The sequence below is a fragment of the Mycetohabitans sp. B8 genome, from assembly GCF_021991875.1.
GTDB lineage: Bacteria > Pseudomonadota > Gammaproteobacteria > Burkholderiales > Burkholderiaceae > Mycetohabitans.
Genome location: NZ_JAHLKR010000016.1, coordinates 310956 through 332030, shown reverse-complemented (window position 1 = coordinate 332030; position 21075 = coordinate 310956). Strand labels below are relative to the sequence as shown.

Here is a 21075-nt window from a genome sequence, read left to right as displayed (position 1 = left end):
TCACGACAGCGGGGGGACGGCAACGTGCTTCATCAGATCATCGACCGCAGACTCGCCGGCAAGAATAAGAGCATTGCGAATCGCGAACGCTTCTTGCGACGGGTCAAGCACTATATCCGCGAAGCGGTGTCCGAGGCCGTGCGTGACCGTAGTATCAAGGACATCCAGAGTACGAAGCGCATCACGATTCCGAAGAAGGATATCGGTGAGCCGATGTTCCATCATGCGCCGGGCGGGCGGCGCGAAATTGTTCATCCGGGTAACGCGGACTACGTGAAGGGCGACAAGCTCCCACGTCCGCCCGGTGGCGGCGGGAGTGGAGGCGGGGGGCAGGCAAGCAACGAAGGCGAGGGGCAGGACGACTTCGTGTTCGAGTTGTCCCGCGAGGAATTCATGCAGTATTTCTTCGACGACTTGGAACTACCGCGGTTGGTTAAGACGCATCTAATGGCGGTACCAAGTTGGAAGAACCAGCGTGCCGGCTGGGCCACCGAAGGCACGCCGAACAACATCGACGTCGTGCGCTCATTGCGCAGCGCGCTGAGTCGGCGCATCGCGCTCGGCTCGCCGTTAGTCAACCAGTTGCGTGAACTCGAGGTGCAGCTGGACGAGTTGAAGAACGACCCGGGTGATCGTCGGGCCGAGATCAAACAGCTTGAGGACGAAATCCATCATGTGAAGGGGCGCATCTGGCGGATTCCGTTCATTGACCCATTCGACCTGCGCTACGTGAATCGCGTCAAACAACCCACTCCATCCAGCCAGGCGGTCATGTTTTGCGTGATGGACGTTTCCGGTTCGATGGACGAGCAGCGCAAGGACCTGGCCAAGCGCTTCTTCATCCTGCTATACCTGTTTCTGACGCGTAACTATGAAAAGATCGAGGTGGTGTTCATCCGGCACCACACGCGTGCGGAAGAGGTCGACGAGGATACTTTTTTTCACTCGACCGAAAGTGGGGGCACCGTAGTCTCCAGCGCGTTGGAGTTGATGAAGAAGATCATCGATGAGCGCTACTCACCGACGGAATGGAATATCTACGGCGCACAGGCGTCCGATGGCGACAATTGGACGGATGATTCGCCAAAGTGCCGCAAACTGCTGGAAAACGACATCCTGCCGAAAACGCGGTACTTTGCGTATATCCAGGTGAGCCCGGAAGAGCAGAACCTGTGGGTCGAATACGGCCAGTTAGCTAACGGAACGCCTCATTTCACGATGAAAAAGGTCGATGACGCGGCGGACATCTATCCAGTATTCCGTGAATTGTTCGAAAAACAGGTGGCCGCATGAACTCCACTGCGAAATCTCGCAAGCCGGGTGACGAATGTGTCGCGATGGTCGGTGACGATGCTAACGGGCGTGCCCGCATGCGACCGAGCGACCATGGCCAGGGTCACCGGCCATTGCCGAACCCGTCGGATTGGACCTTCGAGCTAATCGAGCGCTATGACGCTGAAATTGCGCGCGTGGCAGAGCACTACAAGCTCGACACCTATCCGATCCAGTTGGAATTGATCAGTGCCGAGCAGATGATGGATGCGTATGCATCGGTTGGCATGCCGGTCAATTACCGGCACTGGTCTTTCGGCAAGCACTTCCTTGCGACCGAAAAAAGCTATCGGCGCGGCCAGATGGGACTGGCCTACGAAATCGTCATCAATTCGAATCCCTGCATCGCCTATCTGATGGAAGAAAATACGATGACGATGCAGGCACTTGTGATCGCGCATGCGGCCTACGGCCACAATTCGTTCTTTAAGGGCAATTATCTATTCCGACTGTGGACCGACGCTCACGCGATCATCGATTATCTAGTTTATGCCAAGCACTACATTGCCGAATGCGAGGAGCGCTACGGCCTGGACCGCGTCGAGGAGTTGCTCGATTCATGCCATGCACTGATGCACTACGGCGTGGACCGCTATAAGCGTCCCCAAAAGCTGTCCTTACAGCGGGAACTAGAACGGCAACGCGAGCGCGACGCGTATTTGCAGACGCAGGTTAACGAATTATGGCGCACACTGCCAGCGCACTCCAAGCCCGAAACCGTGGACGACGCGGATGACACCCGCTATCCACCCGAGCCGCAGGAAAACCTGTTGTATTTTGCCGAAAAGAATGCGCCGCTATTAGAGCCTTGGGAACGTGAAGTCATACGAATCGTGCGCAAGGTCGGACAGTACTTCTATCCGCAGCGGCAAACCCAGGTGATGAATGAAGGCTGGGCCTGCTTCTGGCACTACACACTGCTCAATACGCTGTACAACGAAGGCAAGCTGGCTGACGGCTTCATGCTCGAGTTCCTGCATTCGCACAGCAATGTCGTCTATCAGCCACCGGTGACCAAACCGTATTACAGCGGGATCAACCCGTATGCGCTGGGGTTTTCGATGATGGCGGATATTCGCCGCATCTGTGAGCAGCCAACCGACGAGGATCGGCGGTGGTTTCCGGACTTGGCGGGCAGCCCGTGGCTCGAGGCGCTCGACTATGCGATGCGCAACTTCAAGGATGAGAGCTTTGTTGCCCAATATTTGTCGCCGTCATTAATCCGGGGCATGCGGTTGTTCTCGATTCTGGACGACGATTCAAAAGAGGCGTTGGAAATCTCCGCGATCCATGACGAAAGTGGCTACCAATACGTCCGGCAAGCGCTTTCGCGTCAGTATGATATCCATCACCGCGAGCCCAATATCCAAGTATGGTCAGTGAATACACGAGGTGATCGCAGTCTCACGTTGCGTCACTTCATGACCGACAATCGACATCTGGCCAGCGACACCGAAGAGGTGCTTAAACACATGGCACGGCTGTGGCAGTTTAATGTGCGCCTGGAAAGCGTCGATGAGAACGGCACGGTGCGACGTCGCTACGAATGTCCTTACGTCGCGCCAGCGGTGCGAGCCTAGGTCGGGCAGGCCGCTTTACCGCCCAAACCGGCGCGCGGCAAAGCGGTTCCAACGGCCAGCAGCCAATCCACAGGGGCAGGCTTGCCGTTAAGAGTCGTTTAGGTTCACCACTGTATCGTAAGGTTGTGGGGGCGCTTTGCGTGGTGGATCCACCGTTTTACCGTGCACTGCCCGTAAGGCATTAAACGCGGCATAACCTTCGCGAGCGTAAGCGTTGTGTGGATCGTTCCGCCAAGCTTGGATAACAGGCTGATGCTTTGGCGTTAATTCCGAGTTTATTACATCATCCAGCTTTTCTCGACTTGGATCTTCCGCGGCCCATTTTGCAAAATGGCGCAATTGGGCTACATACTTCTTCGCCACCTGGGGGGCAGAACTACGCTGACGAAGTATCCTGATCAATTCTTCAGTTTTTGAGCGAGGCCGCTTCGGCGTAAAATCCAGTACCAAGAGAGCGGGGTCACCTGCGCTTCTGTTTGATGACGCCGTCGCACCGGCCTGACTAGACGATTTCAGCGCAAATCGACCCGACATCTGCTTAATGGTGGATTGAGTGGAGTCAGCGCTTTTCTTTCTTTTGGTAATACGGCCATCGCGATCTCCGAGCGTGTCTAAGCGGGCATTAGACTGTAAGTTTCTCGGTTGCACGTTGGCTTCTTTCTGTTTTCCCTCTTGGGCGCGTGGTGAGACGCTCGCCGGGTTCAGCAAATCACTGATACGCATTTTCCCTCGCAAGAGCAAGCCTGTATGACATTGACAATACGCACGATAGTTATGATCGAGGGCTTAAAAGCGAAGTGTGGAGTGGATTCCCGAATAGCCGCTTGCTTTGCTGGTCCAGCCAGTCTATGGCACCCAATTAGCGCCGTGGCATGTTGCGTGGAGTCGTCAACATCATAATTTTACATAACGTGAATTATCGCATTTTAGGACTGTAGCGGCTACGTTGTAATCTATGGCCAGCCCGAATTTTGCAACCTCTGGTTCTGACGTCTTTGGCTTGCGCAAATCTATCCGGAATCTGAGGTTGAACCTCGTTCCACGATGAAAACCGCACCGGTCGATCCTCAAAATGTCGGCAGCTGCTAAGAGCTGTACAACTTGTCAGGTTCTTCGTCCGGTCGCTGTGCCGTTGAATCATCAGAGTTACAGCAGTCGCAAAACCTGGTTGGGGCAATACGAAAAATCAGCCCGCAAGCTTCAGGCGCGATGCATCGTAAGTGGTGTGTTTTGTCAGCACCGTCCAAGCGATTCGCGCGAGCTTGTTGGCGACGGCGCACGCTACTACGTTCGCGTGCCGTCGTGTCAGCATTGACCTAATCCACTCACCGAGCCGGTCGGTTCGTTGGTCTGCACGCTGTATGACCGCTCGGGCGCCTTGCACGAGCAGGTGGCGTAAATGCTTGTCGCCACGCTTGCTTATTCCACACAGGATACTTCGGCCACCTGTGCTGTGCTGCCGTGGCACCAGCCCGATTAAGGCTGCAAAGTTTCTACCGCCCTCAAACTGCGCGACGTTGCCGATCTGCGAAACCAGCAGACTCGCTGTGATGGCGCCGATCCCTGGAATTGACAGCAGCCGAGTTGCGTTCTCGTCTTCGCGAAGCTGTACCGTCAGTTCTCGCTCGACGTCATCAACCTGCTGATCGAGGTAAAGATAGTGAGAATGAAGTCGGTAGATAAGCTGGATTAACCGCGGCGGCAAATCATGCACCGTAAGCGCATCAGGCAGCCTGCGTAGCGTGGCCTTGATAGAGGAACAACGATGTCAAACTCGAGCAAAATTGCGTGAATCCGGTTAATAGTGGCCGTACGTTCGACCACGAGGCTCTCGCGGACCCGATGCAGGGCGGCCAGAAGCTGCTGCGCTTGCGTTCGAGGCTCGACGAAGCGCATGCCTGGCAACATGGCCCATTTCGTTAAGCTTACGTGCCAACCAGTGCGAGCCGGCGCACGCCTCCATGACTACGGTAACCGCCTTGAAATTGCTGAAGAACAGCAGTAGCTGTGCCCGCGAAAGCTTCTTGCGCAATACCTCATGTCCCTTCCATCTTGCGCGTGCAGATGAAAAACATGCTTGCCCAAATCGATGCCGATCAGCGTGACCTCATTCATGGCGCCCTCCTCTACGTTGGCCCGAACCTCTCATGGTAGAACGATCGCTGGGATCGGGCTGGCCATCTCATTATGTCCGCTTTGGGCTAAGTTCAGATGTCCGCTTTTCGGTCCATCGTAAGCTAACCGGCGGCTGGCAATCCAGTGCCGGAGGGTTCGATGGCAACGACCAAGCGGATAACCATGACGATGCGTGAGCTAGACCGACTCAGGGTCATTCAGGATGTGGTGGAGGGCAAACTCAAGCCGTGGCGCGCGGCGCAACGACTCGAGTTGACAACCCGACAGATTCGTCGTCTGGTCGAACGACTACGCGAACACGGCCCGCAAGGTCTCGTGTCGCGGCGGCGGTCGAAACTGAGCAACAACCGGTTAGATGCCAAAATAGCCGAGCGCACGCTCTCGATCATCCGAGAGCGCTATGCCGATTTCGGGCCGACGCTGGCCTGCGAGAAGCTGTGGGAATGCCACGGTATTCGACTGGCCAAGGAGACGGTTCGCCGGCTGATGACAGAGGCCGGCTTGTGGGTGCCACGACGGCAGCGTCCGCCAAAAGTCTATCAGCCGCGAGCACGGCGCGCATGCCTGGGCGAGTTGGTGCAGATCGACGGCAGCGAACATGCGTGGTTTGAGGATCGAGCGCCACAATGCACGTTGCTAGTGTACGTGGACGATGCGACGAGCCGGCTGATGCATCTGCACTTCACGGCCACTGAATCGACCTTTAGCTACTTTGAGGCGACGCGGGCCTACATCGAACGCCACGGCAAGCCTAGCGCGCTGTACAGTGACAAAGCGAGCGTTCTGCGCGAACAGCAGTTCAGCCAAGGGGCGCGTGGAACGCGCACACTTGACGTTGCAGGACCGATTGGTCAAGGAGCTGCGGCTGCGTGGCATCAGCACGGTGGCCCAGGCCAATGCTTATGCACCCTCCTTCATCGCGGCTTACAACACATGCGAGATTCTTGATCTCGTGCTCACATGGCGCGAGCCGCTACCACGTCATGCTCTACCCTTGCTATACGTTCGCGTATCCGGTATCCAGCTGTTCGGGCTATGCCTACGTATCGCATGGACATTGTTTGGGCGGTCCATCTCGGCAACCAACGCATTTCGCTTAATTGGTGAGCAGTCGTTTAAGACACTTTGTCATGGTACCGTCGACTGAAGCCCGGTCACGGAACACTCTGCGGTTTCAGGTCGCACCGTGCACACGTAAGCTTGCAAGGCCTTGAGCTTATCTATTTCTCGTTGGTCGTCGTCAGCGACCCGGAAAATGCGTTCTGCAACCGTTGGGTCGAGGTCTGCGTAGGTGGGGGAACCATTGCCCATTCCGGTGGTGGAGGCAAAGTCGGACACGCCGCGGCTAGGGGTTGAACAGTTGATGACGGCGACACGCAGCCGCTCAGTGCCGGCAGCAAGAGCATCGCGCAGACGTTGATTTTCATTTTCATGGGCTTGGCGCTCCTGACTCAGTTGTGCATCCAGCGTTTCGATCCTGCGGGCTTGGATCTCGCTCACAGCGGTCGCTTTCTGTTGCGCGGCCAAGGCTGCGTCTGAAATCGCTTTCATTTGTTCGGCATGCTGCTCATGATCCCGGGCTCGCACAGCTTGTTCTTCAGCCAGCCGTCTACCAGCGATGACCGAGCTCATGCCCCAACCCAACGCAATCCCTACAATGAATAGAACACCATAGGGTGCGATCCATCTCAGCAAATGCTGCATTGCACTCTCCTTGACCTGCGGCAGCTGTGTTCCCCGCCTAAGGCACGTCGACTGCTATCCTACAAAGGTTTCTGCTCCTGCCTGTGTACTAAACCTATCCCATGTACTCATGCAGCCGGAACGCTAGACGGGCTGAAAAAGACAAAAACACTATATACCGCATTTATCTCATTGTCCAAACAAATCATGAATTGAACCGCCATCATTGAAAGAGTTAGCAATGCAGGCACAGCTGCCCTGCTTTAAAAGCAAGCCGCCATGAAACAATGCACTTGACATCGCTAAATTAAGTGCGATCATGACGTCATCATGGACACGTTGTTGATGCGCACAATAATGCAAAAATCATCGGACATCGCACTGTCTTGTGAACCGCGCCGGGAATCATGGAGGCCGGTTGGTTTAAGTTAATACGGGCACGTCAGCGGTATTTCTGAGTTGCCTGTAGTAGTTTGCCTCAGCTTCAGCGGGTGAGATATAGCCGAGTGGTTCCCTCAGCCGATGATGGTTATACCATGTCACCCATTCTAGCGTCGCTAGTTCGACGGATTGTCTCGTTGAGGAAATTCACAGAATGAAGAAGAAGCGCATCAGGCAGCCTGCGTAGCGTGGCCTTTAATAGAGGAACAACGATGCCAAAATACGGTAACCGCCTTGAAATTGCTGAAGAACGGCAGTAGCTGTGCCCGCGAAAGCTTCTTACGCAATACCTCGTGTCCCTTTGCATCTTGGGCGATGTGGTGGCCGGGAAACTCAAGCCGTGGCGCGCGGCGCAACGACTCAAGTTGACGACACGACAGATTCGCCGTCTGGTTGAACGCTACGCGAACACGGACCGCAAGGTCCCGTGTCGCGGCGGCGGTCGAAGCCGAGTAACAACCAGCTGGATGCCGGAACGGCCAAGCGGACGCTGACGAACCTCATCATGGATTGCGTCCGCAAGTTCGTGGTTGCGGACGCAATTGTGAGCTTCTTCACTCGCTCATGCTTCTTCACCCGCTCACGTCAGATGCGTTGGAATTCGCGCTGACATATAGACTCCCCAACCTCTGGGCCAGAATCTGACCAATTTCGGTGGATGGTCCCGGCCCCCCCATGTCTCTATGTTTGCAATGTATATTGCATATTTCAATATTTTTAAGAATATAAGGTTTCCACAGATCAGGAGAGGCTAGCGGAATTGAATCATCTTCCGCTATCGTTGCATAAAAAAACAGAGCTTTACCACAATAGATAGGTATTGAAGCTTCTTTTAAAAGAAGATGATTATTTTTGATAACATCCTGAGTTTTGTCCCATAAATATTCCCCCACATTGGGAATGCTGTCATTCCCATACCGGGTCAGTAGCTCGATATAAAATTCCTTTTGAATCTTCTCTGGATCATCGACCCGCTGAGCATAATCTGGATAGCTATCCAGCAAAGCCAGCAACGCCACACTTTCACCTTGTTTCTCTAGCTGCGCCGCCATACTATGAACTACATTGCCACCGAAAGACCACCCTAGCAGATGGTACGGTCCGTTACGCTGAATGCGGCGAATTTGCTTGATGTAGTCCGCCGCCATTTCATCGATTGTTTGCGCAAGTGGTGACGCGCCATTGAGTCCTCGGGCTTGTAAGCCATAGATGGGTTGATCAGCACCTAAGTAATTTGTCAAATTCCTATAGAGCCAGCTCAAACCACTGACAGGGTGAACGCAAAAAAGAGGTGGCCGGGTGCCATTGGGTTGAATAGGCAGCAAAACAGCGAATGCGTCATCGCGAATACCCGTTCGTTGGAATAAGCGCTGTACCAGTCCCGCGATGGTGGGCGTTTCAAACAGTGAGAGAATAGTAATCTCAATACCCAATGTCATGCGGATGCGTTCAATCATCCGAATAGCGAGCAGTGAATGCCCCCCGAGCGCGAAGAAGCTGTCCTGACGCCCTACTCGCTCCACGCCCAGCAATTCGCCCCAGACCTCAGCAAGCGTAGTCTCGAGTTGGCCCTGTGGCGCTTCATATTTTTGAAGCGCGATGGCCCCCGTGTCAGGTGCCGGCAACGCGCGACGATCCAGCTTGCCGCTCGGCGTGAGTGGAAACGCATTAAGTTGTACGAACGCACTGGGCACCATGTACTCAGGCAAGCTATCGGCTAGATGTATGCGGAGCGTGTTGGCCAGTTGTTCGTCTGCATCCGCTATCACATAAGCTACTAAGCGTTTATCCTGATCCTCGCCTGTCGCCAGTACCACCGCATCGCGTACCTGCGCATGCCGAACCAGGCATGCCTCGATTTCACCCAATTCAATTCGGAAGCCACGAATTTTGACCTGATGGTCGTTGCGGCCCAGGAACACCAAATTGCCGTCGGGCAAGTAGCGTGCTAAGTCCCCCGTCTTGTACATGCGTGCATCGGGTTGATCCGAGAATGGATCATGTACAAAGCGTTCTGCGGTAAGCTGCGGACGGTTCAGATAACCGCGTGCCACGCCTTCTCCGCCAATATATAATTCGCCCACTGCACCTAATGGCACTGGCTGGCCACGAGCGTCGAGCAGGTAGATTCGCGTATTCGCAATCGGTCGACCAATCGAAACCTGTCCTTCTGTCCATGTTACTGGGCAGCTCCAAACCGTTGTGCCAATAGAGGTTTCGGTGGGACCATACAAATTATGCAGTTGCACCTGGGGAAGCAGTGCTCGGCAAATTTGAATATCTGCACTTGACAACGCTTCTCCACTGCAAATTAATTGCTTTAAAGACGTACAGTGTTGGATGCTTCCACTGTTCAAAAAAATACGAAGCATGGACGGCACAAAGTGAACGGTGGTGATTCGCTGCCTTATAATCAAATCCACTAGTGCAAACGGATCTTTGTGCGCGTCCGGTGCCGCTACCACAAGCGTAGCGCCGTTCATTAAGGGCCAGAAAATTTCCCAGAGAGAAACGTCAAAACTAAAAGGTGTTTTTTGCAAAACACGATCAGTAGGCGTTAAGCTATACGCCCGTTGAGAGCTTGCCAGTGCTTGATTTTCTGTAGAGGGTTGGGTTTCAAAAAGGCGCACAATTTGTGCATGCTCGATCATCACACCCTTCGGAGCACCGGTCGAGCCGGATGTATAAATCACATACGCGAGATGACGAGAGGTCAGCTCGGGAACATTGGGGTTGATGCTGGAGGATTCTGGCAACACAGCCGGATCGAGCACGGTCAGCGAATGGAGCGTTATATTGCCCAATGCGGCACGGCCAGCCGCATCGGCCAGCAGAATTGCTGGTGCCGCATCTTTCAGGCAATAGGCAAGGCGCTCAGAGGGATGCCCTGGGTCAAGCGGCACATAAGCGCCACCCGCCTTTAAGATCGCGAGCAACCCCACGACCATTGCAAGGCTGCGTTCTACACAAATTGCGACACGCACGTCTGGTTGAACGCCCAGTTCGATCAGACGATGTGCAAGGCGGTTGGCCTGAGCATTCAATTGTGCATAGCTGAGTGTTTGCTCGTCGCATACCAGTGCGGTGGCCTGCGGCGTGCATTCCACCTGGGCTTCGAACAGCTGGTGGATACACATGTGCTTTGGATACGGCTTTGCAGTCGCATTCCACGTTTTGAGCAAATGTTCTCGTTCCTCGCTGGATAATATTCCCAATTGCCAAACTGGCATATCGGGCGTGTATTCGAGCCCTTCGACTAAGCTCTCCAGTGCCTGTTGCATATAACCGCATATGCGGGCAGGATCGAACGGTTGTGCAATTTGAGCTGCCAATCCCAGCGCAGTGCCAAAATCGTCCACCGACATTATAAGAGGATAATTGGTACGTTCCTCAAAACTTAGGAATTCAATGCCGGACGTCGTTTCGCTCTCGACCGTCTGTATTGCATCGTGGCGGTAGTTCAACAGCGCACTAAAAAGTGGTGTACCCGCTAGTACACTACTGCAGCGTTGTGCAAGCGTCAGCGACGCATGTTCATGCTCGAGCAGCGCAGCCAGCCGCGCTTGCGTGTTTCGCACACTATCTGCAACGTTGTCACTGTCTAAATCCACGCGCAACGGCAATGTATTGACAAATAGCCCCATTGCGCTGTCTGCGCCGTCGCCTGCGTGCATCCGTCCAAACAACACAGTGCCAAATACCACACGTCGCTGTCCACTTGCGCGGGCGAGCACCTGCGCCCAGGCCAGATGACACAAACTGGCTAAACTGACGTCTAACCGTTTGGCTTGGGCGCGCAACCGATCATTTAAAGCCTGCGGTAGCCTTTGGCGTGCCTCGGTAATTTGAGTGCCGTCGTGATGCACGTTGGCCAGTCCGAACGGCAGCGTCGGTTCTTCCACGTCGGCAAGCATCTCGGTAAAGAAACGCTCGTGCTCGACTTTTGATACGCCCAGGTACGCTTGCGCAACCAAGTTGCGAAACGGCTGTGCGGGTGGCAGCATATCGCCCCGACCTTCGATAAAGGCCTTGACTTCCGCGTGCATGACTTCTAGCGTCGAGTGGTCGTGAACTAGATGGTGCAATAGCTGAACCAGCAACCAACGACCGTCATTGTTCTGCGTAACCATAAACCGCAACAACGGAGCTTGGGTCAGATCAAGACAGTGTTGCCGGGGATCGAACCGTTGGGCCAATTGTTCAGTGATCGGTCCCTCGTCCGGATCGAGAGCGAGTTCGGTGATTGACAACGGCGCGTGACGCCAAACGACCTGCGCAGGGGTGGATAGGCCTTCCCAGAAAAACGCGGTACGCAGAATATCGTGTCGATTAACCACTTGTTGGACCGCATTCAAGTAACGGTCGAGCGTCGCCCTGTCATCAAAAGCCATTTGGGCGATCAACAGATACGGATCGCCATCGGTCGATAGCAGATGGTGAAATAAAATACCGTCCTGCATCGGCGACAACGCATAAATGTCTTGGATATTTGCGACGCCACCTGGGACCTGTTGGACAATCCGGTCAATGTCAGTCTGGCTAAGGTTGATCAATGGCAGCAACTGGGGGGTCAGCGTTGCAGTCTCGAGTGTAATGAGATTGGGCGGCACGGCCACTTCACAGTGTTGGCCTAGCGATTGGGCCAGCTTGCTGAGTGTGGGCGTGTTGAATAGTGTGCGTACCGATACGGTAAGGTCGAGGCGTCTGAGACGTTCAATCATCTGCACAGCGAGCAGCGAATGCCCGCCGAGCGCGAAGAAGCTGTCGTGACGGCCCACGCGTTCGACACCGAGCAGTTCAGACCAGATTTGAGCCAGCGTGGTCTCGAGCTTGCCCTGTGGCGCCTCATACGCTTGACGCGCGAATGCCTCCGCATCCGGCACTGGCAGTGCGCGCCGATCGAGCTTGCCGTTTGGCGTCAGCGGCAACGTATTGAGCCGCACGAATGCGCTGGGCACCATGTACTCAGGCAAACTCGCAGAAACATGTGCGCGCAAGGTGCTGGACAGCGCTTCATCAGCCTCCGCCACCACATACGCCACCAGACGCTTTTTGCTGTCATCGCCCAGCGCCAACACTACCGCGTCGCGTACCTGTGCATGTTGGGCCAAGCAAGCCTCGATCTCGCCCAATTCAATCCGAAAGCCACGAATCTTGACCTGATGGTCGTTGCGACCTAGGAACTCTAAATTGCCATCGGGCAAATAACGCGCTAAATCGCCCGTCTTGTACATCCGGGCATTAAGGGTAGCTGAAAACGGATCAGGCACAAAGCGCTCGGCCGTGAGATCCGGCCGGTTCAGATAGCCGCGAGAAACACCTGCGCCGCCGATATACAATTCGCCGACCGCACCCAGCGGCACCGGCTGACCGTAGGCATCGAGCAAGTAAATGCTCGTGTTCGCAATCGGTCGGCCAATCGGAATACTCCGACCCGGAGTGACACTGCGCACTTCATGCCAACTCGCATAGGTCACCGTTTCCGTTGGCCCATACACATGCAGCAAGTGCTGCGGTTTTGCTTCCTCCAAAACGCGGGACACACATTGGGCATCTGCCGCCTCTCCTCCGAATAACAGATAATGCAGATCACTAAATGCATCAGCCTGTTCTTTAGCAATTTGGTTAAAAAGCGCCGTTGTCAAAAAGAGCACTGTCACCCCACGCTGTTTAAGTTTACGAGCTAGGGCAGACGGAGAAAGTAAGCTTTCCCGATCAAGAATCTCGATGCGGGCTCCGTTTAATAGGGGTGCCCAAATTTCGAAAGTCGCTGCATCGAATGCTATGTTCGACGCAAACGCGAAGACCGCTTTCGGCTCAACCTGTATGTAATCGGTTTCTCGGACCAGCCGGACCACGCCTTGATGATGCGCCATCACGCCCTTAGGCGTACCAGTGGAACCCGACGTATAGACTACATACGCCAAATGACTTGAATTTAGGCCCGGTACCTGCGGATTCGTGTCAGGCTGATCGAACAGTGTGTTCGGATCCACCACGGTACGGTTGGCCAGTGCCGCATCATCCAGCGCGGCGCGCCCCAATGCATCGGCCAACACGATCTGCGGTGCCGCATCTTGCAAGATGTGCGCGAGCCGCTCTTTCGGATACGCCGGATCCAGCGGCACATAGGCGCTTCCAGCCTTCAAAGCCGCCAGCAATCCCACCACCATTGCAGGGCTGCGTTCCACGCAAATCGCCACCCGCTCATCGGGCTTCACGCCCAACTCGATCAACTGATGCGCCAAGCGATTCGCCCGAGCATTAAGTTCAGTATAGTTAAGCGCTTGGCCTTCATGCACCAGTGCCGTAGCCTCGGGTAGTCGAACCACCTGCGCCTCGAACAACTGATGGATACACAAATGTGCTGGGTAATCTCGTTCCGTTGCGTTCCATGTGTTTAGCAACAGTTCTCGCTCGGCTGCTGGCAGTAAGTTCAGTTTTTTAGCTGGCATGTCAGCATTATCGGCACTTAGCGACGCATGGCCCAACTCGCGTAAATGCTCACTGATACGCTGAACCTGAACGACATCCAAACGGTTGGCATCATATACCCAGCGAAATGCTCCGAGTGAATTAATTTGAAGCGTTATCAGCGTACCAACTGCGTCCGTGCTATAAATAAGATAAGGCTGCGTGTCATCGAGTAATACAGACACTGCCACTGGCCAAGGATGTTTTGCTCGCAAGGCGGGCAAATCTCGAAGTACTGGGGAACGGGCGACTAGGTCGCGCACAAATGTATGATGTTTCTCAAGGCGAGCGCACTCTGCCTTAATGTTGACCATATTTTTGGCAAAAGGCTCATCTAACTCTGCCACGATGTCCATGGGCACCACTGACGCCAAACAAGCGAGGGCCTCCAACGAGTTGTGGGCGTCATTGACGTGCCAGCCAATCTGAAATTGCGTTTGCGCCGTCAGACGAGCCAGATAAATCGCCAATACAGTAAGTAGCGCTGTCGCTGGCTGATTCGATGCATCTTTCTCTTGCAAGGGCAGGCACCATGCGCTCGCCGCCCATTTAGGTTCGGTGCTATGTTCACGTTGTTCAAAAGGCAACTGTAAAGGCTGTAGGCATGCCAAGCGTTGTTGCCAGAAAGCTTCATGGGGTGCCAACCTTTCATGAATCTCAGTGATCGAATCGGATTGTTCTTGGGCCAGCTCGGGTAGTCTATCGCCTTGACTAATGCCTGACTGTATTGCTAAATCCTGTGCAGGCAAAGGCTCCCCCTCGAGGGTGGAAAAGCCACTAACCAACACATCTTCGCTACCTGTCGAGATTTGCCAGGCATGGGGCTTGACGCTAATCACCGTACCTGCCACAGTGCTCGAGCGCTGATCCAGTCTCGTGACTCGAGCCACCTGTACCGTACCTTGTTGAAGCAACAACTTCGGACAGCCCAACGGATTGAGATAAAGCTCGCCAAACGTCAACGCGCGTACCAATGCAGATAAATCCCGAGCTGAACTCGTCCAGCGCAAATAGGCGCCGCCCGGAGGACGACGGTGTTTGGCATAGAAGCTGCGCTGGGTTGGATCTTGCGAGCGTACGATTAATGAGCGTTGGCTCAAACCTGACAACAATTCATTAAAACCTTCTTGCGCTGCCTGATAGCATTTTAGGTTTAATGTCAGTGCGGTCTCGTCTGCATCGATTGCGACAGGACGTTGGACTGCAATATCCCCGGCATCCACCGCAGCGGTAAGGTAATGCCAGGTAATCGCGTAATGAGGCTCATGAGCCAATAACGCCCAGGAAGTGGCATGAGTGCCTGCATAACGGGGCAATGGCGCATCGTGGTAATTAAACGCGCCATTGCGGATTTTCTCAATGAGTGGCGCTGGCAGAATAAACGGATTGACAACCGAAAATAGCCACTCTACAGGATACTGTTTGATGTGGGTGTTTAACGCATCGACCGTATCGACACAAAGAATCCCCTCATGAGCTGCCCAGGTTTTTAACACTGCGTCGGTTGTCAATACCACTTGGATGACATACCCTGAGGCAACAAGTTGCTGCGCACAGTGTACAGCTAATGTAGTGCTGCCCACCATTGCACACCGGCGCAATGGAGCCGAATGCTCGTTAGTCTGTAGCGCATGACTTTGCGCTCCGGATGAAAAGGAATGAACCACTTCAGTTGGGCCGGAAGTTTCAAGCTCAGAAATTCTATCATTCATATCAATTTGCAATTTTCTAATATAAAGGAATGGGTTGACCACTTAGCATCCAGCGTGCGCCACGCATTTCATTGTGGCACACGCGCATTCGATGATGAGTGCAGCACTTCCTGCTCAGATGTAAACCTGCTTTACACTGCCGCTTAACCCGTTGAGACCGACATTGATTGTGCAATTGAAGCTGGCGTTATTCCTTGCTTATCAAATCAACATTTCACTCTCTGTTTTGCTGCCCGCCGATCCGTTTAAAAATGCAACAATTACTTACCCACTTATAAAATCATCTAAATTCTATAAAATATCGCACCTTCAGTCGGACGCTGTAATGCATCAGGTTACGATTAAAATTCAGGGAATTTAATATATTTCCGCTCATGCAAGCCATTTCTCAAATGCGTAACGCATTAAAGCATCATTGCGTCAAAGTTTTTAGAGCGGTTCGAGACTAGAGAGATAGAAAAACGGGCGCACCGCATAAGGACAACGTAATGGGGGCTAAGTTAGGGTACTTCGTCATTGCGTTCTCCAGACATCGCCTGTATGAAACGGCAGTCGCGACTGCCGACGAATCACCCCATTCTTTTGATACCCCGCACCGTGTACGAGAATGAAGTCCCGTTCTCACGTGCATAGTTTTCCGATGAGGTGAAGTCACTATAGACTTAAATCGAAAACCAGCCAAGCAATTTTTATTTTGCCAAAACGCCAGAATCAGTATAGAAAAGCACGTAAGCAGCATGGAATGTTAACTGGAAGCAGCAGTAGAAGAAAAATTATGCAACAATTACGTTATCTATATCTAGACAATTAACCCTTTTGAAAAAATAAAATTTTTAAGCACGTTTGAGATGTTGACTTGACCGGCGGACTCCATCGGAAACATAGGAAATTCGGTCAGCTCCGCCTGCACGACTTAGTCTTTGTCCGTCGCCTCCATGATGTCGGGGGCGCCCACGATCGAATCCGGTAGTTGCCGTGATGACGTTTGCCCTGTTCTGCCCGACGCGCACCGTAGTGGAGGCCAAGGAGTTCGGTAAATTCACTATTCGGCGACTGGCCATCACCTTTGCCGCCATCGTAAGTAACACAATCACCACAGGAGCACGACAATCATGACGCCGGAAATCTATCGAGAAAACGGACAGCCCTTCCTACTGGAAGGAAATGAAGTGGGTGTGCTGCTGTCACACGGCTACACCGGCACGACATCGGGAATGCGGTATCTGGGGCGAGTATCTGCACAACAAGGAAGGCTGGACGGTCCACGCGCCGCGGCTCAAAGGGCATGGCGACTCGCCTGCCGCAATGGCTGAAACAACGGCGACCGACTGGATCCGCTCGCTGGAAGACGGGCTGGCGCTACTTTCCCAGCGATGTACGACAATTTTCATGGCGGGACTGTCAATGGGCGGTTGCCTCACCTTGTACATGGCCGCACAGTACGCTCAGCAGATCAAGGCCGTTGTGCCGATCAACGCGTGCCTTTATTTCGGAACTCACGCGCTGGCTGAGCTGGCATACAAAAAAGAGGCGCCGGACTACGTTGTCGGTGTAGGCAACGACGTCAAGGACCCGGATGTTACCGAGGTGGCATACCGCGAAATCCCGGTATCTACGATCAAGGAAATCTATGGCTTGATGAACGTGACACGAGATCTGCTGCCGAAAGTCGTTTGTCCGACTCTGGTCATGGTTTCCCCGGAAGATCATGTCGTGCCGCCGGCGAATGGGCAGGTCATCCTGAATGGCATCAGTTCGACTGACCAACGGCTGTTAGTGCTTCAAAATTCTTTCCACGTCGCGACCCTCGACTTTGACAAAGAAGTCATCGCCGAGCGTACCCGCTCGTTTTTCTCGGAGCAACTGCGTCCGTCGTAAGTCGGGCTCAGGACGAACCAGGGTGCCGTCACGCTTAGCATAGACGCACGGGCGCGCCGCCCCGCATCGAGCGGCGCCCCGCATTCGAAGGGGTACGATCTACCGAATAAGGCAGGTTGAGGCGACAGTCGTTGGCCTTCGGCCACGATAGTATGGCCAATGAAACCTGGATGCCCGGGCGCGGGTAGGCTGCGCCAGTCTTGAAGAGCAACCCCATCGCAATAAAGGCGGCTCCTCTGAATGACCAGCGGCAGCGCGTGGCTTGCCGTGATGATGCCCTCGGGCTCTCGACGCTACCGGCGACGTTACACTATCGTGCTATCGCGTCAGCAAGCCGGACACTATGAGCAACGCATCGGCCGACATCGGTAGTTGCCAGGAACTCCCCTTTGGTCAAGTCACCAAGAATATGAAAATTTCGGGTGACTTCGCCTGTCTTGCCAATCGCCTCGTACGTCATGCGATCGATCTGGAGGCCGCCATGCGGGTGCGGGTTGATCAATCCTTGCTCCATCAAAGGCCCCGTGAGCAGATCGCGCTTCAACTCGTCAACGCCGTAGCCGACGCCTCGTCCGTCAATTAGATACTCGACAAACTGCCTGGAGCCGTCCTCCGTGACCAATTCGAAGCCGCCGTGCACGGGTTCGGTGCTGGCCAGGCCCCCGCTCAAGCTCAGCCGTCCCTGCTCCATCTGCTCAAGCAACCTTCGCGCGCTCACGGGCGGGAATGCCGCTAGATAAGTCATCCACAACCCGTAGTGTCGCCGTAGGAAATCTGCTTTGTCATGCTCATCCAGCCTACCCCAGAGTTTATCGACAACGCCATACGAAGCGAGCAGCACGTTCTGCCAATCGTTCCCTTCTCCCAGCCCATCTAGCGTCGCCCTAAGCGATGCCGCATCGGTGAGGAGGCCAACGCTTGCTTTCGCAGTGCTGCCGGCCCACCCGCGACGCGCTCGATTTCCATTCGGTGCATTTCAATAAGCGACTTTGACGAGGTCCGAGGGTCCGCTTGCAGGCATTTTAAAAATGCTTGAGAATCGTACGATGGGGGTCTTAGGTCAATAACTTTGGGCAACTTACCGCTACGGGACATCATGGTCACATTGCCAACATGACCCGATTCCTTCAACGCAAGCACGGCATCGATGGCCGTGAGCGTCGATCCGATGATCCCGACCGATGCGTGCGGCGGGACATCAAGACTGACATAGGGTGATGGACGGTATCGGGCATGATCGGCGCTGAACAAAGGCGATACCGGCAAGTGCCCGACGCACAGGATCACCTTGTCGAACAGTTCGGATTCGCCCGAGTCGTATTGCACCACTAATTTATTGCAACCCGCCACCTCGCTGACCGAGCAGACACGCCGCTTGACTAGCGATGCGTTGCTAGCGCCGTTCAGTAACCGGTGCATCACGCTGCTAGCGTACTGACCAAACAAGCGGCGCGGCGGAAATTCCGACCAGGCGTCATCACCTGTATAGCTGCCATCGTCCCAGAAAGCCTGGTAGTGCGAGCGCCATTGCACGAATTCCAGCGGATTGTCCGGATCCACGCTCATTGTCGAGGCAGGCAGGTTCAGGATATGGGTGTTGAACTGCGTCCCAAAAGCCAAGCCGCTGCCTGGCGTGCCGGCATCGGCGATCACGTAGTCGAGCCAGTCGCAGCTTGCGTTGAGCCGTTTGTATAGCTGTCGAAAAGCCGTCACCCCGCAAGGTCCCGCACCAATCTGTAGCACTCTCATCACGCACCTCCCATCAATTGTCCTGTGGCCAGCACATGCAGCGCGCGACGATCGACTTTCCCGCTCAGTGTCGCAGGCAGCTTCGGCACGAACCAAATATGATTGGCCATGACCGCTTGGCCGGTCTTTCGCTGCAGGAAATCGCTCAACTGGCCGGGATTCGGGACGGCGCCCGGTGCGGTCGCGATGGCGACCGCCAAGTTGAGTTCATCCCCGTCGGGTACGGTCGTTATCGCGCAATCGAGCACGTCGCAATGCTCGCGTAGCACGCCTTCGACCTCGACGAGATCAACGAACCGGCCTTTGACCTTGATCCGCGCATCCGCTCTGCCGTGTAGCTTGTAGTACTTGCCATCGAATGACGCGAGGTCGCCCGTGCGGTACCAGCGGCCCGGCCGCTGGCCCGGCAAGGCTCTCAAGTAGCGGCCGGCCATGCGCGAATCATGGGTAATATATCCTAGCCCCACACCTGCGCCGCCGATGAACAGCTCTCCGATCGAGCCACGGCGCACACTGCGGCCCTGTTCATCCAGGATTTTCAACTCGCTGCCGGGGAATGGTCACTCTAGGACCCGGGCTCGGGTATGCCGGACGACTCTTGCACCCATCCCGCCAGCGTTGTTCGGCGCTTCGCCGACGCTGGTCGCATACCGACCCGGCGGCATGGCCGGCTACACGCTGACGTCAGTGCTAAACGCCGACTATGGCTTCTCCGTTATGGCCCCTCCGTGCTAGGACATCGGCATGAGCGTGTGGACGACATCGCGGCGCAGCAACGTGCGCAAGCGGCCAAACATGGTCGTGTTGGCGTGCCTGCGCTCTGACCTGAGCAACGAGAGCCAGCCCCGCACCGTAACACCGTATCTGACAGCCGATATCCTGCGCGAGCTCTTCACGCTCGGGCAAATGACTGTTGGGACGGCACCGCTGCCTGCGGCGCTAGGCAAAGTACGCGTGCGGGCAGGGGATGGTTTCGGCGCGCGGCAAATCGTCGTCGCTATACTTGAATGTGAAATGCGCGCATGTCATCGATGGGCAATATCGCCGCGCAACGTATTCGGCCAGGCGAGTTATCGCTACAGCGGGTAGGCGCGTTACCCGGCTTGTTACCCGATCACGTCATGTCGCGTCCTGCCGGCGCGGCATGACGTATCACCGGCCGCGGCTGCCCTGCTCTACTGCAGCAGGGTCAGCGCGGTGCGGAACAGTTTGCTGGATGGATCGGCGAGCTCGTTGACTAGATTGAAGTGATGGCAATCCGGCTGCTGCACCAGTTGTACCGGCAATCCTCTTGCGACCAGCAGTTCATGGAAATGATAGGTCTGGTGTTTGAAGCCGGCTGTCTCCAGGCCTCCGAGCGCCAATACCACCGGCGGTCCGTCGTGCGGCAGCCGCAACGCTGGGCTGAGCAACGCTGCTTGCTCCGGATGGAGCCGTAGCCATTCGTTGACGTTGATGTCGCATAACGGCCGGATATCGTAGAGCCCGCTCAGACCAACAATCCCCTTGATGACGTTGGTCGGAACCTCGAACGCACGTTGCCAGTCATCGCCATACAGCATGCCCGCCAGATGCGCTCCCGCCGAGCTGCCGCAGACGATGATCCGCTGGACATCAATGCCATATGTTCCGCCATGGCGATACAGCCATGCGACCGCGCTGCGCACCTCGCGAACGACTTCGGCAAGCGTCGCCTCGGGCAACAGCGTGTATTCAACCATCGCCACCGCCACGCCATGGCTCGTCAGCGCTTGTGCCATCGAGCACGCATCTTCCTTGCGCTGCGAACGCCAATACCCACCGTGGATGTAGACAAAGAGCGGCGCGGGCTGGCCGGCCGCGACGGCCGGAAAGATATCGATGCGCTCGGCCTGTCCCATGCCATAGCGTTGGTCGAGTATCGCCGGGCAGGCTTGCCGGGACCGTTCGGCTAGCTGCGCGTATAGGCGCATTTGCGCATCGAAGTCGGCCACGGACGCGCGAGCATTGTACTGAACCGCGCGCTCGGCAAGGTCGGAAAATGTCAAGTCAAACGACATGATGATCCCGCTGTCAGTTTGAAATGCATGATACGACGCGCCAGCTGCCGC

13 protein-coding genes and 4 pseudogenes are annotated in these 21075 nt (G+C 55.1%); 7 read left to right on the top strand and 10 right to left on the bottom strand.

Annotated elements, in window-relative coordinates; translation table 11 throughout:
- Positions 1–24: 24 nt before the first annotated feature.
- Complete coding sequence (locus KQH60_RS07530) at positions 25–1293, top strand: YeaH/YhbH family protein (RefSeq protein WP_237575865.1); 1269 nt, start codon at positions 25–27, stop codon at positions 1291–1293.
- A 107-nt stretch (positions 1294–1400) separates the two neighbouring features.
- Positions 1401–2912: pseudogene (locus tag KQH60_RS07525) on the top strand (SpoVR family protein); the annotation flags it as partial.
- Positions 2913–2999: 87 nt separating this feature from the next.
- On the opposite strand, the gene KQH60_RS07520 reads toward KQH60_RS07525, so the two are convergent.
- Both KQH60_RS07520 and KQH60_RS07515 read right to left on the bottom strand, forming a co-directional pair.
- Positions 3000–3635, bottom strand: a complete 636-nt coding sequence (locus tag KQH60_RS07520; RefSeq protein ID WP_237575864.1) for a hypothetical protein — start codon at positions 3633–3635, stop codon at positions 3000–3002.
- Positions 3636–4098: 463 nt separating this feature from the next.
- A pseudogene (locus tag KQH60_RS07515) lies at positions 4099–5027 on the bottom strand (IS110 family transposase).
- 159 nt (positions 5028–5186) lie between these two features.
- Here KQH60_RS07515 and KQH60_RS07510 point away from each other — a divergent pair.
- Positions 5187–5979 (top strand): annotated as a pseudogene (locus KQH60_RS07510) (ISNCY family transposase); the annotation flags it as partial.
- A 197-nt stretch (positions 5980–6176) separates the two neighbouring features.
- Here the strand turns inward: KQH60_RS07510 and KQH60_RS07505 are convergent.
- The 4 genes and pseudogenes from KQH60_RS07505 to KQH60_RS07495 all read right to left on the bottom strand — a co-directional run bounded on the left by KQH60_RS07505 (position 6177) and on the right by KQH60_RS07495 (position 15358).
- Positions 6177–6752, bottom strand: a complete 576-nt coding sequence (locus KQH60_RS07505) for a lysis system i-spanin subunit Rz (RefSeq protein ID WP_237575863.1) — start codon at positions 6750–6752, stop codon at positions 6177–6179.
- Between the two features lie 168 nt (positions 6753–6920).
- Positions 6921–7052, bottom strand: a complete 132-nt coding sequence (locus KQH60_RS14830; RefSeq protein ID WP_255779061.1) for a hypothetical protein — start codon at positions 7050–7052, stop codon at positions 6921–6923.
- Between the two features lie 102 nt (positions 7053–7154).
- Positions 7155–7310: pseudogene (locus KQH60_RS07500) on the bottom strand (IS3 family transposase); the annotation flags it as partial.
- Positions 7311–7744: 434 nt separating this feature from the next.
- Positions 7745–15358 (bottom strand): non-ribosomal peptide synthetase, encoded by a 7614-nt coding sequence (locus KQH60_RS07495; RefSeq protein WP_237575862.1) that lies wholly within the window; start codon positions 15356–15358, stop codon positions 7745–7747.
- A 978-nt stretch (positions 15359–16336) separates the two neighbouring features.
- Between KQH60_RS07495 and KQH60_RS07490 the strand changes: the two genes are divergently transcribed.
- Genes KQH60_RS07490 through KQH60_RS07480 form a run of 3 tightly spaced genes read left to right on the top strand, consistent with a single transcriptional unit; the run spans position 16337 to position 17236 of the window.
- A complete protein-coding gene (locus KQH60_RS07490; protein WP_237575861.1) occupies positions 16337–16474 on the top strand; it encodes a hypothetical protein in 138 nt (45 codons plus the stop codon).
- Complete coding sequence (locus KQH60_RS15010) at positions 16471–16671, top strand: hypothetical protein (RefSeq protein ID WP_237576106.1); 201 nt, start codon at positions 16471–16473, stop codon at positions 16669–16671. The genes KQH60_RS07490 and KQH60_RS15010 overlap by 4 nt, the downstream gene beginning before the upstream one ends.
- Positions 16580–17236: an alpha/beta fold hydrolase gene (locus KQH60_RS07480; RefSeq protein ID WP_237576088.1), complete on the top strand. Its 657-nt coding sequence runs from the start codon at positions 16580–16582 to the stop codon at positions 17234–17236. Before KQH60_RS15010 ends, KQH60_RS07480 begins: the two co-directional genes overlap by 92 nt.
- A gap of 310 nt (positions 17237–17546) precedes the next feature.
- On the opposite strand, the gene KQH60_RS07475 is transcribed toward KQH60_RS07480, so the two are convergent.
- Genes KQH60_RS07475 through KQH60_RS07465 form a run of 3 tightly spaced genes read right to left on the bottom strand, consistent with a single transcriptional unit; the run spans position 17547 to position 19527 of the window.
- Positions 17547–18077, bottom strand: a complete 531-nt coding sequence (locus tag KQH60_RS07475) for a hypothetical protein (RefSeq protein ID WP_237575860.1) — start codon at positions 18075–18077, stop codon at positions 17547–17549.
- A gap of 32 nt (positions 18078–18109) precedes the next feature.
- Complete coding sequence (locus KQH60_RS07470; protein WP_237575859.1) at positions 18110–18985, bottom strand: FAD/NAD(P)-binding protein; 876 nt, start codon at positions 18983–18985, stop codon at positions 18110–18112.
- Positions 18985–19527: an AMP-binding protein gene (locus tag KQH60_RS07465; RefSeq protein ID WP_237575858.1), complete on the bottom strand. Its 543-nt coding sequence runs from the start codon at positions 19525–19527 to the stop codon at positions 18985–18987. The genes KQH60_RS07470 and KQH60_RS07465 overlap by 1 nt, the downstream gene beginning before the upstream one ends.
- 202 nt (positions 19528–19729) lie before the next feature.
- Here KQH60_RS07465 and KQH60_RS07460 point away from each other — a divergent pair, with 202 nt between their 5' ends.
- Positions 19730–20074 (top strand): hypothetical protein, encoded by a 345-nt coding sequence (locus KQH60_RS07460; protein WP_237575857.1) that lies wholly within the window; start codon positions 19730–19732, stop codon positions 20072–20074.
- Between the two features lie 86 nt (positions 20075–20160).
- On the opposite strand, the gene KQH60_RS07455 is transcribed toward KQH60_RS07460, so the two are convergent.
- A complete protein-coding gene (locus KQH60_RS07455; RefSeq protein ID WP_237575856.1) occupies positions 20161–21024 on the bottom strand; it encodes an alpha/beta hydrolase in 864 nt (287 codons plus the stop codon).
- Positions 21025–21075 lie beyond the last annotated feature (51 nt).

Coding starts and splice junctions, on each gene's coding strand:
- KQH60_RS07520 (WP_237575864.1), bottom strand. CDS start 3,635: ATGCGTATCAGTGATTTGCTGAACCCGGCGAGCGTCTCACCACGCGCC.
- KQH60_RS07505 (WP_237575863.1), bottom strand. CDS start 6,752: ATGCAGCATTTGCTGAGATGGATCGCACCCTATGGTGTTCTATTCATT.
- KQH60_RS14830 (WP_255779061.1), bottom strand. CDS start 7,052: ATGATCGCACTTAATTTAGCGATGTCAAGTGCATTGTTTCATGGCGGC.
- KQH60_RS07495 (WP_237575862.1), bottom strand. CDS start 15,358: ATGAATGATAGAATTTCTGAGCTTGAAACTTCCGGCCCAACTGAAGTG.
- KQH60_RS07490 (WP_237575861.1), top strand. CDS start 16,337: ATGACGTTTGCCCTGTTCTGCCCGACGCGCACCGTAGTGGAGGCCAAG.
- KQH60_RS15010 (WP_237576106.1), top strand. CDS start 16,471: ATGACGCCGGAAATCTATCGAGAAAACGGACAGCCCTTCCTACTGGAA.
- KQH60_RS07470 (WP_237575859.1), bottom strand. CDS start 18,985: ATGAGAGTGCTACAGATTGGTGCGGGACCTTGCGGGGTGACGGCTTTT.
- KQH60_RS07460 (WP_237575857.1), top strand. CDS start 19,730: ATGAGCGTGTGGACGACATCGCGGCGCAGCAACGTGCGCAAGCGGCCA.
- KQH60_RS07455 (WP_237575856.1), bottom strand. CDS start 21,024: ATGTCGTTTGACTTGACATTTTCCGACCTTGCCGAGCGCGCGGTTCAG.